A 15,945-nucleotide genomic window follows, 5' to 3' on the forward strand; every position below is an offset into this window, starting at 1 on the left:
CCTACTGGATTACAAAATCGGTAAATAACACTCTTTCGACTACAGGCTTACCGACAACCTGAGACAAACTGGCTTGAACATCAGCGGTAGCTTGGTCACGTAATTCAACGCGTCCATTCGTACTGCGCAATTGCTCAACCGTCGCCGACGCAAACGTCGACAACAATGTACTTTCTATTAAAGGAGAGTGATAACGCGCCACTTCTTCGTTATCTAGGCCACGGACCATAAGTTGCGCTTTGATCTGAACAACACGATCGCGCTGTTTGCCAGCGGCATTAAAGATAAATGGTTGGGCGATATTCACATACGATATTGGGTCAACTGGCACCGCTGCAGCACCGCTTTGTGCCGCGGGAGCACTTGCTGGCGCCTCATCAGATCCCAGTAACCAATAGGCGACACCACCAGCAGCCAGTAATAGCACCAGCGCTGCGACAATAATGATCAACAGTTTTTTGTTGTTCTTAGGTTGTTCTAAAGTATCTTCTGCCATTTTGTTCTTCTATTTTCCATGAGATTACTCGCGTCAGGCGTAGTAACTAATACCATCTTTTTTATTGGCAACATTCACGTTCAAGCTTACGCTTTCTTCAGTATCATCGACACCATGATTCGACTGACCACTAGATTGAGATCCAGAACCACTCGATTCATGAGAAGCGTGACGTTGTTGCTGACCTTGACTCTGTTGCTGAACCGACGAATCTGCCAGTTGAATTCCCTGTTGAGACAGCATTTCACGCAGCCTTGGCATAGCATGATCGACCATATCGCGCGTTTGTTGGTTTTGAACCGTAAAATGCACCGTCGCAGAATCATTGTTTAAACTCATGCGAATTTGCATTCGACCTAAGTCTGGCGGATCTAAACGAATATCCACATGTTTCAAGTTTTTCGCCATCATCATTTGAACGCGCTCTGCAACTTGGTCACTCGCGTTCTCTTTGGTGAGCACTAGGGGCGACTGTACGTTTGTTGGTGCTTGTGATTGCTCAGCTCGCAGTTGATTAGCAGTCACACCTGCTGCTGCGGCATGCGTTATACCGGCGGGAGCATCATTTGCTTGTCCAAGGTTGGCGGCTCCTTTTTGTTTTTGCACGCCAGCTAAACTTGCATTCCCCGAGGTTAACGATGGATTATTGGTATTGTGACTGGTTGCGGCAGCATTAGCCGCTAATACACTTGCGGCCATCGCCCCCTCTGAGCCGGCTTGAGTTGCACTATGTATTGGCACTGCTGTTGCCTGAGTAGCTGGCGTCGCCATAGCAGCACTTTGACTTGCACTCGAATGAAGCTTATCTGCAGTAAAAGCCGTCGCCGCGAGAGTCTTGGCGTCTAATTTTCCGCCTTGCTCCGCATCAGGCTTAGACCAAGCAATTTGGTTTTGTGTGCCAGCTTTTGTGTCTCCATCAAACGTCGTTGCTCTCACCTCTTGCCCGGACGCTAAATGTGCTGCAGTTCCTGCGGCAACCGCCTTAGATTTGTGTGAACCGTCGAGGTTATCACCAGAAAGCGAAGCACTACCTTGTGTAGGATTATTTTGCGTAGACCCCGTTTGTGAAAGATTGCCCTGAGACGCAGAAAGTGCCGCCAATTCTTCGGCGGTAGCTTCACTGACAACCCCATCAGGAGCAACGATATTCTTGCTTTGTTTCTCTATTGACGAGCCGTCGCCACTCATTGATGCTGCGTGTCCATCAACTTGATTCATCGCTTGAGGGTTGCGAGCGTTTGCAGTTGTAGCACCTAATATCGCGGCTCCTGCTAATTTGGCTTCATCTTGAGACTCAACTGATGTTGCTTTGGGCTTTAGCGCACTGTTTGATTCATCTAAACGATTAAGCAATTCAGCACTGTCGCTCACGGTTTTTTTGGCTTCGACACTGCTGCCTTGAGAATCGGAGCTTAACGTCTCATCACCCACAGCTATAGCACCACCAGCCGCCATTTTTTTGACGCTCTTCTCTTCAGTGCCTTCTACATCTTCATCATTCGCCTGACTCTTTACCGTTGCTGGGGTGGCTTGTGAAGACTTCGTGGTCTCAGCGGCTTTTCCTACCTCATCACTCACTTCAGCGCCATCTTCCAATAAAACACCTGTCGAACTCGACGTTATCTTTTCGCCTGATTTTTTACCTTCAACCTTTTGGTTTTCCTCAGTATTTTCTGAAGAAATTGCGCTTTTAAGCTTATCAAAAAAGCCCTGTTCTTCCGCGTTATCGGCGGAATCCACCAAGGTGGTGTTGTCACTAGACTTAGCATTTGGTGTCGCTGAAATACTGTTGTTAGTAATTGCCAGACTCATTCCATTAAGGCCCGTAAAGAAGAGTTAAATACGCTAGGTGGCAAAATGCCGCCGCTTACAGTTATGTCATCTATCGATGCAAAATTTGTACCGAACAGTGAGTTTTACTAAAGGATAGGGTTAACGAGCAGAGCGACGACGAGCGAAAAGCAGGTTAGAAAACTCATCCATCTGTTTTTGTTCAATCTTTTGTTCTTGCAGTTGTTTCTCTTTAGCTTTTTTATCGATAAGCCACTCATAGGACCGACGTTGTTTACGAGTATTGTGCCAGTAATCTTGGCAATCTTCGACCTGTTGTTTGAAGTGACTTTCTGCGGATTTTTGCTTGGTTAATGTCTCATCTAGCTGTGTCAAAAAACGATTGAGGTGACCATACTCACTCGCCGTCAGCCCTCCTTTGCCACGCTCTACAAGTTGATTACAGTAATCAAGGCGATACTGCTCAATTTGTCTTACTTGATTGTAATAGTCTTCAAGCTCTGATCGTGCTTTGTTGAGGGCTAAGACCGCTTGTTGCTCGCTGTCTTTGGCTTGTTCTAGAAGAAAATCGAGAGCATTATCCATAACCGAATCAGTTTACCTGCAACAGTTGTTTAAGCATACCCAAACACATATCGTATGGCACCGTTTCACGCATACTTTGTTGCAAGTACTGGTCAAGCTTAGGTTTCAGCGTAAAGGCGCTATCAATAGCAGGGTCAGTTCCCGGTTTGTAAGCGCCTATGGATACCAGATCTTGATTTTTGCGACAAACCGATAGCACCTGCCTAACAGCTTTAGACATTAGTACATGCTGATCATCCGTGATTTGTGGCATAACACGACTCACCGATTTTTCCACATCAATGGCTGGATAGTGACCAGCATCTGCCATTTCACGAGACAGAACGATATGACCATCCAAAATCGCCCTCGCCGCATCAGCGATAGGATCCTGTAAATCATCCCCTTCAGTAAGCACAGTGAAGAATGCAGTAATGGAGCCCTGATTCACATCACCGTTGCCCGCTCGCTCAACTAAAGCGGGGAGCTTGGCAAAGACCGATGGCGGATAACCTTTGGTTGCCGGTGGCTCACCTACTGAAAGCGCAATCTCACGCTGCGCCTGCGCAAAACGAGTTAATGAATCCATCAGAAGTAAGACATCGAGCCCTTGATCACGGAAATACTCGGCAATGGTTAAAGCGGTTTGACAGCCCTTCAGGCGCATAAGTGGTGACGCATCAGCTGGTGCTGCAACGACCACCGAACGCTCACGACCCGATGTCCCTAGAATCTCTTCGATAAATTCTTTAACTTCTCGGCCACGTTCACCAATCAGTCCCACCACAACCACTTGTGCCGTCGTACCACGAGTCATCATACCTAGCGTGACCGACTTACCAACACCTGAACCTGCAAAAAGACCAATACGCTGGCCTTTGCCAACGGTCAATAAGCCATTAATGGCTTTAAGGCCAACATCAAGTGGTTCAGAGATGGGTTTACGCGCTAGCGGGTTGATAGGTTCAGCATTGAACGACGCGCGTTTGTCAGTATAGATCTCACCCAGTCCATCAAGCGGGTTTCCCACTCCATCAATCACTCGACCGAGTAGTTCCATTCCTACTGGAAGTCCAGCATCAGAAGTCATTGGCGTTACCCGAGCGCCAGGAAGAACTCCGGTAATCTGTTCACTTGGCATTAGATACAAGTGTTCACCGGAGAAACCTACCACTTCGGCGTCCATTTCGCCGTGCATGGTTTCCACTTTACAGACACTACCAATGGGTGCTTTGCAACCGATGGCTTCGAGTGTTAATCCAACAACACGAACCAGTTTGCCAGAAGCAATCGCGCGAGACTTATGCCCTTCAACTTTGTAATTGGCCAGTCGCTCGGCAAGTGCTTGCATCACTCGCTTCCCTGATGGCGATTGGTTCCACAAAAACTTTGTAATACGCTTTTCACACGCTCTTCGAGTTTGTAACTCACGCTCGATTCACCCGCTTCGATAAATACATCACCACGATTGAGAGACGGTTCAATAACAAGCGTCCAATTGCGAATATCAAGCTCTTCATCACCATAAGCGGCACGGATAATATCAACATCAGCCGGATGGAGTTTTAACGTAATTGCATGACCAACAATCGGTAACGCGTCGACCGATTGCTTGACGGTATCGAGAATGACTTGCGGATTGGTTTGAACCTCAACATGCACCACTTCCTTGGCCAACGCGAGAACCATGTCGACCAATTGCTTTTCGACTTGGTTGTTCATTAGCTCTAACGGTTGAGCAAATTGGTTCGCCATGTTCATGAAGACTTCAACCTGCTGCTTAATGTACTCTTCACCAGCGGCAACGCCTTCTACTTTGCCTAACTCAAGTCCCTCGGCATGTCCTGCTTGAGTTCCCTCTTCCTTGCCTTTGTCGTAGCCTTGTTTAAAACCGGCTTCTTGGCCTTGGAACAAGCCTTCTTGATAAGCACCCTGTTTGATCTGCTCAATCTGCTCTTCAGTGAGCATCAAAGGCTCTTCTTCAGCGGGTGCTTCTTCTAGAGGAGCCCAACTAGGATCGTAATTAAGCGCGGTCTCTTTGGCATGTTGATTAGTTTGTGAGGTGTAATCTGGTAACCCCCAAGAATGAGCTGACTCTATGGTATTGTCTTCTGACGGACGCAAAAAGCCACGTTTTCTATCTCCAGACATCAAGCCTTCCCTTTTATTCTTAAGAAAGTTTTCCAAATGAATATGTTATGAGTTTTTATAGGAACTCATCTGCGCCACCAGAAAGCATCAGCTCACCGTTGTCCGCCATTCGTCTAGCAATCGTGAGAATTTCTTTCTGTGCCGTTTCTACATCAGCAACACGCACAGGTGGCATCGCCTCAATATCTTCACGCATCATGTCAGCAGCACGTTTCGACATGTTATCGAAAATCTTCTCTTTAAGCGCATCATCGGCACCTTTAAGAGCACGTTGCAACACGTCTTGCGGTACATCTCTAAGCAGCTTTTGGATACCTTGGTCGTCCACTTCGATAAGGTTCTCGAATACAAACATAAGATCTTGAATCTGAGTCGCCATATCTTCGTCTTGGTCGCGAATTTGATCCATAAGAATCCCTTCGACGTTGTTGTCGAGGTAGTTCATGATCTCCGCAGCCGCCTTCAGGCCGCCAATCTTCGCGGCTTGAGCGCCTGCTTGGCCTGCGAACTGCTTCTCCATAATTTCGTTCAGTTCTGCTAACGCAGACGGCTGAACTTCTTCCAAGTTCGCAATACGCATCATCAAATCAAGACGAACTCTCTCAGGGAACTGAGAAAGAATTTCTGCTGATTGATCAGCTTCCAAGTAAGAAAGTACGATAGTTTGAATTTGTGGGTGTTCGTTAACAATGATGCTGGCAACTTGACGCGGATCCATCCATTTCAATGAATCCAAACCTTTGGAGCCAGTTCCCAGAAGGATTTGGTCCACAAGGTTGTTGGCTTTATCTTCACCTAATGCAGCTACCAAGGTATTGCGCATGAAGTCTTCGCTACCCATACCAATATTGGTGTACTTCTGGATATCTTCTAAGAAGGCGCGGTGAACCGCCCCCACTTTGTCTTGGCTCAGATCGCTGGCTTTCGCCATCGCACTACCCACACGCTGAACTTGTTTAGGTTCAAGATGACGAATGATGCTGGCCGCATCGGATTCATTCAAACTGAGTAGCAAAATAGCCGCTTTTTCATCTCCGCCAATGCTAGAAATGTCGACACTGGTTTCTGCAAGTTGGCCGCCATTTGCTGCCACGATCTCGTTTGCCATTAGTTTTCAGCCATCCAATTTTTAACAACTTGTGCCGCGAGTTCCGGCTCATTCGCCACCAGAGCTCGTACTGCTTTAAGCACATCTTCGTCTTTGTGTAGGTTTGGTAGGTCAATACCGGTACTAAATTCGAACAACTCACTGCCGTCAATATCGGTACCAATCAAGCTAGTTTCGCCGTCGGCGCCAAGCGGCAGACCATCCGGGCCATAAAGCTGGTCGTCTTCTTCCTGAGCTGCTGGGTTAAGCAGCTTCTTCATTGCTGGTCTAATTAGAACAAAGACCACGACGATGATCACCAAGGCACTCGCAAACCAGCGAATCCAATCATTGAAATTAGGGTGCTCCCAAATTGGTACATCCGGTAATAGATCGGCCGTAGGCTCTTCAAACGTCATACTCAAAACATTGAGTAAATCACCACGGTTTTCATTAAAACCAACAGCACCGATAAGTACTTGTCGAATTGCCGCCAGTTCACTCTCTGAACGCGGCTGGTAAGTGACCTCACCAGTATCTGGGTTCACGCTTGAACGGTTTTTTATTGCAACCGCTACGGTCTGGCGATTTACTACACCGCTTTGTTTACGCTCGTGACTAATCGTGGTATCGAGTTCAAAGTTACGTGTCGCTTCTTTGTGAACTGAACCTTGCCCCATGATCGAGCCATCTTTCATTTGTGCGACATCAGTAGGAATAGAGGCATCAGCGGGCGGCTGGTTACTAAGTGCACCCGGCACACCAGCCACAACATTACCGTTGTTGTAGTCTTCTAAGGTATATTCACTTCGAGTTGCAGGCGTATTCGGGTCAAAGCGCTTACGCGTTTGCTCAACGGCGCTAAAGTCGAGTTCAATATCAACTTGAGCGGTGTAGTTACCTAAGCCAAGAATCGGAATCAATACCGAATCAATTTTCTCACGTAACGCTTGTTCTTGATTTTGCTCTAGTTCTTGCTCTTTTCGACGTGCCATAGAAGCAGCATCTTGAGAGCCCGAACTCAATAGGCGACCGTGCTGATCAGTAACGGTAATACGTGATGGCTTCATGCCCGGAACGGCGCTCGCCACCATATCCACAACGGAATCAACTTCTTGCTGCCTTAATACAGCGCCTGTGGCTAAGGTGAGAAAGACTGAAGCGGATGCTTCTTGATTATGGCGAACAAAAACACTTTGTTTTGGCAGTGCCAAAAGTACACGAGCGGTGCGCACTTGCTTCATCTGCTCGATAGCTTTGCCTAGTTGCCTTTCGCGGCTTAGCTTAAGACGTTCTTGTTCAAGACGCTGAGAAACACCAAATCCCATATCCTGCATCAGGATATCGTCTCCGGTGTTTGATGCGCGATTTATTCCTGCACGCACCATATCAAGTTTGAGGTTATTGTATTCACTCGCAGGAACACTCAGTGCATTACCTTCTAACTTGTACTGCACTTTCTTTTGGTCAAGATAATCAAGAACTGGAATAAGCTCTTCGGTCTCATATACGCCTAACGGGCGCATCTCTGGCTCTTTAACCCAGAAGAACAACATCACGATGAGCGCTACACAAATAGAGATAGACAGAACTAGGACGATTTGTCTGAGAAGATCGAGATCGCCTACGGCTAAGTCAAACTTAGAGCTGCTTTTCTCGTTGATGTCTGGATTTTGACTTTCTGCTGCGATGTCTGAGCTCGTCACCATTGCGGTATCTGAGCCACTATCCATTAACGCTACGTCTGTCGATTGATTTTCTTGAGCCACTACTTTTTACTACCTAGATTAAACGGGCATATTCATGAGTTCTTTATAGGCTTCTACAAGCTTATTTCTCACTTGAATGGTTGCTTCAAAGGCGACGCTAGACTTGTTTCGAGCGATCATGACATCAGAAAGAGAGACATCAGCGTCCCCTCGGTCAAAACGCATTTGCAGATCACCGGATGATTTTTGAAGACCATTCACGTTGTTCACCGCTTGAGAAAGCATGTCGCCAAAGTTAGCACCAACCTGATGGGCGTTTGCTGCAGGCTTAGAGTTGGCCGCTTCCAACATCATGGTCTGCATTTCATTGTGTAATCCGTCTACTTTCATGCTTTATCAATCGCCGTCAATCTTTTGACAGTGTCCTTACAATATCTTGATTCTTTCCTGAAAATTGCAAAAATTATGCCATGGTTTAAACCTAAAGTGTTAGCTCTAAACCAACACTTTAGGACACATCTTAGCTCGGGATCTCAATACCAGCATCGCGCATCTTCGCTAACTTATAGCGTAAGGTTCGTGGGCTAATACCAAGTTTCTCCGCCATTTCTTTACGGCGACCTTCGCACTCTTTCAGCGTCTCCAAAATAATTGAAAACTCTTGATCACGAAGTTCACCACCCAAGCCTTCGCTCGATGCTGCACTGCGACCCATCACGTCACTTGAAACCTGAGCAACAGGAGCAATCTCCGGTGCAACTTGCTCAGGGCTCGACACCACTTGTTGTAAGCTCGATGCGTCTTGCCAGTCCACACCTTCTAATAGAATGTGCTCAGCGCAGACGGTTGACTCGTCACATAAGATCAAAGCGCGTTGCACCACATTATCTAGCTCGCGAACGTTACCCGGCCACGGATAGCTCATGAGTTTTGCTAATGCTGCCTGACCAAATTCTGGCACTGGCATTCCCAATTTCTTACAGTGGCGCTCGGTTAGATGACGGGCTAAAGGCGCAATATCTCCAGAACGATCACAAAGAGCTGGCCACGCAATTGGGAACACATTTAAGCGATAATATAGGTCTTCACGGAAGTTACCTTCCTGAACATATTGTTTAAGATCACGGTTACTGGTCGCCAATACTCGAACGTCTAATGCAATGCTTTTACGACTACCTAACCGCTCTACCTCACGCTCTTGTAGTACGCGAAGTAATTTAGCTTGAAGGTTTAAATCCATTTCACTGATCTCATCAAGCAAAATGGTGCCACCTTGAGCTTGTTCAAATTTCCCCGGACAGGCTTGAATAGCGCCGGTAAACGCCCCTTTCTCATAGCCAAATAGGGTCGCTTCTAACATGTTGTCTGGAATGGCCGCACAGTTGATTGCGACAAAAGGACCGTCCGCACGTAGCGATTTGTTATGGATATAGCGTGACATGACTTCTTTACCTGAGCCACTTGGCCCCAGCACCATGACACTGGCGTCAGTCTTAGCAACTTTTTCAGCCAAAGTAAGCAGTTGAATACTCTTAGCATCCGCAACAATCGCATCACCATTATCATCTGACTTCACTGGCGCATAACGACTGACCATATTCAACAACACTTCCGGCGCAAAAGGTTTCGCCATGTAATCAATCGCACCTTCCTTCATGGCTGCGACGGCATCTTCAATGTTGGCATAAGCTGTCATTAACAACACAGGCAAATTGGGCCAATGCTGCTTAATGTTTCGCAGGAGTGCTAAACCGCCCATCCCCGCCATCTGTACATCGGAAACAACAATATCTACCGGCTGAGTTTTGAGCTTCACTAGAGCATCTTCAGCGCAATCGGCTTCCACCCACTCATAACCTGCAAGGGCCAATGTATCGACGAGAGCTTCGCGAAGACCTTCATCATCCTCTACGATAAGTACTTTGCTTTGAGCCATCAGCTTATTCCTTCATTTGTTACTTCTTGAGATGACGTTGCCAATGGCAAGCACATGGTAAAACATGCGCCATCATCCTCTTCTGATATCAATTCAAGCCGTCCTTCATGAGCACGGCAAACCATTTGCACTACCGCAAGACCAAGACCCGTGCCTTGTGAACGAGTAGTGAAAAACGGTTCCATTATTTTCTGTTGCAGTTCAGCAGGTACGCCTGGCCCGCTATCTTGGACAGAGATTTTTAATTCGTTATTAACTGGACGGAAAAACACATCCAATTGCGACCCTTTACCAGCAATTTGCACGGCATTAAGTACAAGGTTACTCAAGGCAGAGGCAACCGCATTAACATTACCCAGCAGCGCTACTTCGTCTTGCTCTACTTCTATACAATAATCGATGTTGTTGCTTTTTAGTGTGGTCTCGACCATCGGCTGATACTCATCCACCAGTTGTTTTAAGGTAAATGGCTTTATGACCTTATTGTCGCCCCCCTTTGCAAACAACAGCATGTCATTAACCTGCTTCTCAAGATCATGAAGTCTGTCGACCAATTTGATTTGAAAGCGTTCACGAGTAGGTTGTGGAAGGTTAGGCGCACCAAGGTTAGAGGCATACAACATAGCACTGGATAACGGCGTGCGAACTTGATGCGCGAGTGAAGCAACCATTCTTCCCAAAGATGATAAGCGCTGTAAATCGCTGACTCTTGATTGCAGCAAGCGCGTTTCAGTGAGGTCAGTAATGAGAATCAACTGTCCAGTTGAGGAAGCGGAAATAGCCAATCGAACCTTGCGGCCATTGCGCAAAGAGACCTCATGACCATCATCTTCTTTGGGGTCAAAAACCACTTGAATCAGATGAAACCATTTTTGGCCAACAAGGGGAATATCGAGAATACGGTGCGCTTCTGGGTTCGCTTCCCTGACCACACCTTGTGTATCCAACAAAATGACACCTGCAGGCATCGCTTCTATAACCTGCTGATATCGTTCTACTTGCGATTCCAAGGAATCTAAGTGTGAGCTTGATTGCTCATCTTGTTGTGATTCGCCCGTTGCCAACTGATCCATTTACGAGGTGTTCCTTCTCAATACGACTCGCAGAAATACGTAGTCCATAAAAGACTTAAGCCCGAAAATGCAAAAAGCATGCCGGGCTTAAGCCTATATATTTCAACAAGTTAATCGCGTCAATAAATTGTCATAGCAAATTGAGCGTGACTTAAATCACATCACAAACAGATCCAATCTAGCGGTGTAAGTTATACTTACGCATTTTTTCAACAAGGGTGGTACGACGCATACCGAGCATATCAGCAGCACGAGCAACGATGCCTTCTTGAGCATCCAAAGCTTGGCTAATCATGTTCACTTCGAGGTCGGCCAACATTTCTTTCAGGTTAACACCTTCAGGAGGTAACGATTGAGGCGCATTGTGACTTTCCAGTTCAGGCTCTTCAAAGGTAAAGTTTTCCGCAAATATACTGTCTAGTGCATCACGCTCTTGTTCTTCAATCGTTTTGAACGCATTCATTTCTGGCTGGAATTCTGGGATATCACTATAGCGGTATTTAACCGGAAGATGATTCACATCCACCAAGCTATTTGGATACAAGATCACCATACGTTCAACGAGGTTGGCAAGTTCACGAACGTTACCTGGCCAATCATGTTCCATTAACGAATTAACGGAACGAGGGGCGAAACAGATAGGTTGCCCACCTTCTGCCTCCATACGCGCTAGCAGTTCTTGCAACAACAGAGGGATGTCTTCTTTGCGCTCTCGAAGCGATGGCATTTCAATTGGGAAAACATTTAAGCGATAGAACAAGTCTTCGCGGAAGTCACCCTGTTGGATCATGCTTTCAAGATCGCGGTGCGTTGCGGCAACAATGCGAACATTGGCTTTAATCACGCTACTGCCGCCAACGCGTTCAAACACGCGCTCTTGCAATACGCGCAGTAACTTGACCTGCATCGGCATTGGCATATCACCAATTTCGTCAAGGAATAAGGTACCGCCATCGGCAAGCTCAAAACGCCCTTTACGAGAAGTAATCGCCCCCGTAAAGGCGCCTTTCTCATGACCAAACAACTCACTTTCTAGCAAGTCCGGTGGAATCGCTCCGCAGTTCACTGGAACAAACGGCCCACTACGACGAGTTGAATGGTAGTGGATGTTGCGAGCAACAACTTCCTTACCCGTGCCTGACTCGCCCAGAATCAACACGTTCGCTTCCGAACCAGAGACCTGTTCAATCAAATGACGAACTTCCTGTATGCCAGGACTTTGTCCAACTAAACTACGAAATAGCGTATTTTTACGAAGATTCGACGGAACCTGAACGCCTTTACGACCCAAAAACTCGCGACAATGACGCAGCGCATCACTTAGCTGAGGGTAGTTGAGAGGGAGTTCTAACTCGCCAACAAAGTTGGAAAGTGGCTCAACCGCGCCGGTAAATTCACTCGTCACCAGTAAAGGAACATGATTAGACAGCGAAAGCTGCGATAACAAGACTTGAGATAGATTTGGGCTTTCCAAAGCACCTACGATGCAACCCGACCACGTCTGGGACCAATCGATTTGGTTTATGTCTGTAGATGGAATCGCCACACAATGCTCACCAACAAACTCCAAAATGGTGTTTAGATTAGTGCGAATTTGCGGATCATCAGCAATAACAAGAAGTTTAGCTAAGCCTTGCATGAGTCAGGAATTATGCCTTGATCAAAACCAACCACAGTGGCGTCAATTTTTTGTCACTCGTCAATTTTACGCCGAGCTAACAAAAGCCAAAAAACACCTTATAAAATTGACAAGCAATTTATAAAACAAGTGGTTAGATATAAAAAAACGCCATTAGGCTGGGAATGGCGTCTATTCTATTGACATTATTCTGATATAGCAACTTTGTCACGTTGACTTTAAGAGGTTAATTCCGCTTAGATTCCAACTTCTTGTGCTGTTAAGTTGTGGTAATCACTAGGAATTTGATCCCAAGCAGATTTTATCTCTCGTATGATCTCTATCACATCATCAATTGGTTTTGGGTTGTTTTCGTGATTAGCCGTTGTAATTTGCGCAATCATGAATTCATACAACTGGTCGAGGTTTTTAGCGATGTCGCCGCCATCATCCATAGACAAGCAACTACGTAGTGCAATGATGATATCTAGAGCTTTGCCGATACGCTCGCCTTTCACAGGCACATTGCCTTGTTCCATCGCTGCTTTGGCTTGAATCAGTCTTTCTATCGCACCACCCATTAGCATTTGGATAACTTTGTGCGGTGACGCAGCACTCAATTGGCTGTCTACAGATACTTTCTTATATGCTTGTAATGAACCACGCATCACTATCCTCTCAAATAAATTTTTGGTACTGCTGTAGGGACTTTCTACCATGTCGGTACTTTCTAAGTTCCAGTCCCAATTGATCCGTTTTGGTTTGCATATGGGTCGCAATTCGACGTGTCGACTGTTCCACTTGCAGCCACTCATCACTCTGCTTTAGGTTCGGATTCCTTTGGCAAGCGGCTATTAACTTCGTGATTATCTGTTCTCTTTTATCGACCAGAAGGTGAATTTCTTCAGTATCCAACTCATCATTTTCTAAAACAGATTGTAAACGGTGATCCAAATCACCTAATTGATTGAATATGCTCAATTAGTAGACCCTACTTTCGACATCAGCTTATCCCCCCATCGCACTCATCATGCCTGCTAATTGCGACTGCATCTTTCCGGTAGCGTCTTGCATGGCGGCAAATTTGTCGTGAGTTCGTTTCTGTAGGCTATCCATGCGACGGTCTAAATTGACCTGTTGGTCATTCAGTCGATAATTTTGTTCAACTAAGCTTTGCTCTCGAGTACGGATCGTCCCGGTAGCACCGGTCATACTGTGAATAGCATCTTCGACGCGTTTGGCAAATCCGTTATTACCGCCGAAAAACTCGCCTAGCTTGTTGAAGTTATTATTCAACTGCTTATCGAGCATTTGATAGTTTATTTCGAGATTACCTTGGCGCGTCGTAGTGACACCAAACTCAGTTAAGGTCTCTAACCCTTCAGGGGCACCTTCTACCGCTGATGAAAAGACACTTTTCAAACGCGAGTCCGCACTTCTCACCACACTATCTCCCGCCAATGGACCGGTTTGCCCAGTTGTGGGATCTGCACTAGAAAGCTCTTTGGACACTTGATAAAACTGGTTGTAGGCGGCAACAAATTGTTCAATATCAGCACGCACACTAGCGCGGTCATATTCCACACCAATTTCAGCTGGACGATCCCCTTGCTTGGTCGTGCCTTTCAACGTTAAATCCACGCCTTCAATGGCACCTTCAATGACATTATTGTGACTTGATAGCTCAGCAATACCGTCGAGTATGACCTTTGAATCTTGCGCTGCTTGGACTTGTGACATGCCATTGTAGATTTGCAGCGATCGCTGTGCTTCGGCAAGTTCAGCTTGAACTGATTCTACTTTTTCTAAACGCTCACGTTCTTCAGGTGATAGCTTGGCACGCTCTAGTTGCTTGGCCTCCGCTTCGGTCATATCACCGTCAGCAACAGCTTGGGCAATGGCCGCTTTTTCATCGGCCAATTCTTGCTCTAGCTGAGCTTGTGCTTCACTTGGCGTTACATAAGAGTCGGTCAAAGTGCCCGAGGCCGTATTACTCCAACCCGGGACTTCACCCGATTTCTCTAATGCTTTTTGATCAAGCTCCGGCTCTGGCGCTTGATAGGAATCCATTAAGGTTCCTGATGCAGTTTCTGTCCAACCGGGAATAGTGTCTTCAGGGCGGCCAGATGTTGCCTCTTGCGCGACAGATTCTGCGCTTTGTTCATCCTTGGTGTTTTCCTCTACCAAAGCTTCATTAGCAGTGGCTTCATTCACCTCATCTGCTTTCTTAACTTCATCTTCCTCAGAGGATGGAACATCTAGTAAAGCTAATGCATCAGCCTGAGCTTGCTCCAACGCTTTAACGCGCTGCTCAATAGTTTTGTATTCGAATCGATAGAGATCATTGCCGGGCTCAGCGTCTACATCAATTATCAAGGCATGTTCAACCCCTGATTGGTTGGCCGCCACAATAAGCCTAGGACCGTTGATGTCTTTAACGATAGATGCGCGTACACCGGGATTGTCACTCGCGCCGTTAATGGCACGAACTACGTCGGTTAAACGAGAATTACTGCGAAGGGAAATATCAAAGCTGTCATCACCCATTGAAATTTGCAGCTTACCTGGACCAAACTTCGTATCTTCAGGAATAGCATCCGAAGCGATTTTATGGCTTTGAGCAAGCTGCAATACATCGACAGCGTATTTGCCAGCAATAGCATCAGTTGATGCTGTTGCCGTGACAACGCTTTCTTCGGAGGTGTTGACGCTTCTCAGCGCAAACGCCTTCTCCTGGCGAAAGCTTGCCATAAGATTTTTCATCGTATCTAGTGACTCTTTGAGTCGTCCGTAGGCACTTATACCGGTATCAATTTTGCTACGCTCATAGTCGAGACGTTGCTGTTTCGGAATCCGCTCAGCATCGACTATTTTGCTCACCATGGAATTGATATCCATGCCTGAAGACATCCCTATCGGGCCCATATTCACCAAACCACTTCGAATTTAATACTATTGCATCTTAGTGATGCGACTACACCAACATGTCAATGCTGAGTGCGCCATGTTTTTCAACACGCTTTAGTACGTCGAGAAGCTCTTGATCTGGAAATTGACGAATGATCTCACCGCTGTCTTTTGCATAAACAGTAATGATGTCGCGCCCTGATTCTTCATCTCTTCGAAACGATAATCCCGTATTCATTGAGGTGAGAAACTCATCAAGACGTTTGACCATATTTTCACGTTCTGCCTGATTGAGGTCATGACGCTCGGTCGCAATTTTCTGAATCAATTCGGAAGTTTTCTGGTTAGAAAACGCCACACTTTCCGCCGTTCTCAGTTCATTGACCTTTATCGGCTGTGAGCCTTTATCGGTATCAACTGACGGTGTTGTTTTATTAGTATTTTTCGAAGCAAGTTCTGTGCCACTAGAAGAGGCAAAAGGCTGAATGTTCGACGCGTAGGATGAGATATCCACTTTCGTTCTCCCGTTTCTAACCTTCTCTATTGTCCAACTCCAACTGGGGTAAAACTAGTTGAGCAATAAGCTTGAAATTGGAAGTTGGTGATAGAGTAA

The 15,945-nt window shown here is 46.4% G+C and carries 15 protein-coding genes; all 15 read right to left on the reverse strand.

Annotation, left to right across the window (positions count from 1 at the left end; genetic code table 11):
- Position 1 precedes the first annotated feature (1 nt).
- The 15 genes from fliL to HOP38_RS12005 all read right to left on the reverse strand — a co-directional run bounded on the left by fliL (position 2) and on the right by HOP38_RS12005 (position 15,846).
- Positions 2-496 (reverse strand): flagellar basal body-associated protein FliL, encoded by a 495-nt coding sequence (gene fliL, locus HOP38_RS11935; RefSeq protein WP_198558130.1) that lies wholly within the window; start codon positions 494-496, stop codon positions 2-4.
- A 33-nt stretch (positions 497-529) separates the two neighbouring features.
- Positions 530-2,308 (reverse strand): flagellar hook-length control protein FliK, encoded by a 1,779-nt coding sequence (locus HOP38_RS11940; protein ID WP_198558131.1) that lies wholly within the window; start codon positions 2,306-2,308, stop codon positions 530-532.
- Between the two features lie 120 nt (positions 2,309-2,428).
- Entirely contained in the window at positions 2,429-2,872 is a 444-nt protein-coding gene (fliJ, locus tag HOP38_RS11945) for a flagellar export protein FliJ (RefSeq protein ID WP_198558132.1), read from the reverse strand.
- A gap of 7 nt (positions 2,873-2,879) precedes the next feature.
- Positions 2,880-4,202, reverse strand: coding sequence for a flagellar protein export ATPase FliI (gene fliI, locus HOP38_RS11950; protein ID WP_006069965.1), 1,323 nt, complete (start codon positions 4,200-4,202; stop codon positions 2,880-2,882).
- On the reverse strand, positions 4,202-5,002 hold the full coding sequence (gene fliH, locus HOP38_RS11955) for a flagellar assembly protein FliH (RefSeq protein WP_198558133.1): 801 nt from the start codon (positions 5,000-5,002) through the stop codon (positions 4,202-4,204). The genes fliI and fliH overlap by 1 nt, the downstream gene beginning before the upstream one ends.
- A gap of 55 nt (positions 5,003-5,057) precedes the next feature.
- Entirely contained in the window at positions 5,058-6,110 is a 1,053-nt protein-coding gene (fliG, locus tag HOP38_RS11960) for a flagellar motor switch protein FliG (RefSeq protein ID WP_006069963.1), read from the reverse strand.
- Entirely contained in the window at positions 6,110-7,822 is a 1,713-nt protein-coding gene (fliF, locus tag HOP38_RS11965; RefSeq protein ID WP_412104837.1) for a flagellar basal-body MS-ring/collar protein FliF, read from the reverse strand. Before fliF ends, fliG begins: the two co-directional genes overlap by 1 nt.
- Before the next feature lie 54 nt (positions 7,823-7,876).
- The gene (fliE, locus tag HOP38_RS11970; RefSeq protein ID WP_006069961.1) at positions 7,877-8,188 is read right to left on the reverse strand and encodes a flagellar hook-basal body complex protein FliE; all 312 of its coding nucleotides are present in this window, start codon (positions 8,186-8,188) and stop codon (positions 7,877-7,879) included.
- Between the two features lie 130 nt (positions 8,189-8,318).
- Positions 8,319-9,734 carry a sigma-54-dependent transcriptional regulator gene (locus tag HOP38_RS11975; protein ID WP_198558135.1) on the reverse strand — a complete coding sequence of 472 codons (1,416 nt, stop codon included), beginning with the start codon at positions 9,732-9,734 and terminating at the stop codon, positions 8,319-8,321.
- Positions 9,734-10,807 (reverse strand): sensor histidine kinase, encoded by a 1,074-nt coding sequence (locus HOP38_RS11980; RefSeq protein WP_198558136.1) that lies wholly within the window; start codon positions 10,805-10,807, stop codon positions 9,734-9,736. Before HOP38_RS11980 ends, HOP38_RS11975 begins: the two co-directional genes overlap by 1 nt.
- A 178-nt stretch (positions 10,808-10,985) precedes the next feature.
- The gene (locus HOP38_RS11985) at positions 10,986-12,446 is read right to left on the reverse strand and encodes a sigma-54 dependent transcriptional regulator (protein WP_006069958.1); all 1,461 of its coding nucleotides are present in this window, start codon (positions 12,444-12,446) and stop codon (positions 10,986-10,988) included.
- Between the two features lie 236 nt (positions 12,447-12,682).
- Complete coding sequence (gene fliS, locus HOP38_RS11990) at positions 12,683-13,093, reverse strand: flagellar export chaperone FliS (RefSeq protein WP_006069957.1); 411 nt, start codon at positions 13,091-13,093, stop codon at positions 12,683-12,685.
- Between the two features lie 10 nt (positions 13,094-13,103).
- Positions 13,104-13,406: a flagellar protein FliT gene (fliT, locus tag HOP38_RS11995; protein ID WP_006069956.1), complete on the reverse strand. Its 303-nt coding sequence runs from the start codon at positions 13,404-13,406 to the stop codon at positions 13,104-13,106.
- A gap of 27 nt (positions 13,407-13,433) precedes the next feature.
- On the reverse strand, positions 13,434-15,356 hold the full coding sequence (gene fliD / locus HOP38_RS12000) for a flagellar filament capping protein FliD (RefSeq protein ID WP_198558137.1): 1,923 nt from the start codon (positions 15,354-15,356) through the stop codon (positions 13,434-13,436).
- 43 nt (positions 15,357-15,399) lie between these two features.
- Positions 15,400-15,846, reverse strand: coding sequence for a flagellar protein FlaG (locus tag HOP38_RS12005; RefSeq protein ID WP_006069954.1), 447 nt, complete (start codon positions 15,844-15,846; stop codon positions 15,400-15,402).
- Between the last annotated feature and the right edge of the window lie 99 nt (positions 15,847-15,945).

It is taken from the genome of Vibrio mediterranei (assembly GCF_013364395.1).
GTDB classification, from domain to species: domain Bacteria; phylum Pseudomonadota; class Gammaproteobacteria; order Enterobacterales; family Vibrionaceae; genus Vibrio; species Vibrio mediterranei.

Coding starts and splice junctions, on each gene's coding strand:
- fliL (WP_198558130.1), bottom strand. CDS start 496: ATGGCAGAAGATACTTTAGAACAACCTAAGAACAACAAAAAACTGTTG.
- HOP38_RS11940 (WP_198558131.1), bottom strand. CDS start 2,308: ATGAGTCTGGCAATTACTAACAACAGTATTTCAGCGACACCAAATGCT.
- fliJ (WP_198558132.1), bottom strand. CDS start 2,872: ATGGATAATGCTCTCGATTTTCTTCTAGAACAAGCCAAAGACAGCGAG.
- fliI (WP_006069965.1), bottom strand. CDS start 4,202: ATGCAAGCACTTGCCGAGCGACTGGCCAATTACAAAGTTGAAGGGCAT.
- fliH (WP_198558133.1), bottom strand. CDS start 5,002: ATGTCTGGAGATAGAAAACGTGGCTTTTTGCGTCCGTCAGAAGACAAT.
- fliG (WP_006069963.1), bottom strand. CDS start 6,110: ATGGCAAACGAGATCGTGGCAGCAAATGGCGGCCAACTTGCAGAAACC.
- fliF (WP_412104837.1), bottom strand. CDS start 7,822: ATGGATAGTGGCTCAGATACCGCAATGGTGACGAGCTCAGACATCGCA.
- fliE (WP_006069961.1), bottom strand. CDS start 8,188: ATGAAAGTAGACGGATTACACAATGAAATGCAGACCATGATGTTGGAA.
- HOP38_RS11975 (WP_198558135.1), bottom strand. CDS start 9,734: ATGGCTCAAAGCAAAGTACTTATCGTAGAGGATGATGAAGGTCTTCGC.
- HOP38_RS11980 (WP_198558136.1), bottom strand. CDS start 10,807: ATGGATCAGTTGGCAACGGGCGAATCACAACAAGATGAGCAATCAAGC.
- HOP38_RS11985 (WP_006069958.1), bottom strand. CDS start 12,446: ATGCAAGGCTTAGCTAAACTTCTTGTTATTGCTGATGATCCGCAAATT.
- fliS (WP_006069957.1), bottom strand. CDS start 13,093: ATGCGTGGTTCATTACAAGCATATAAGAAAGTATCTGTAGACAGCCAA.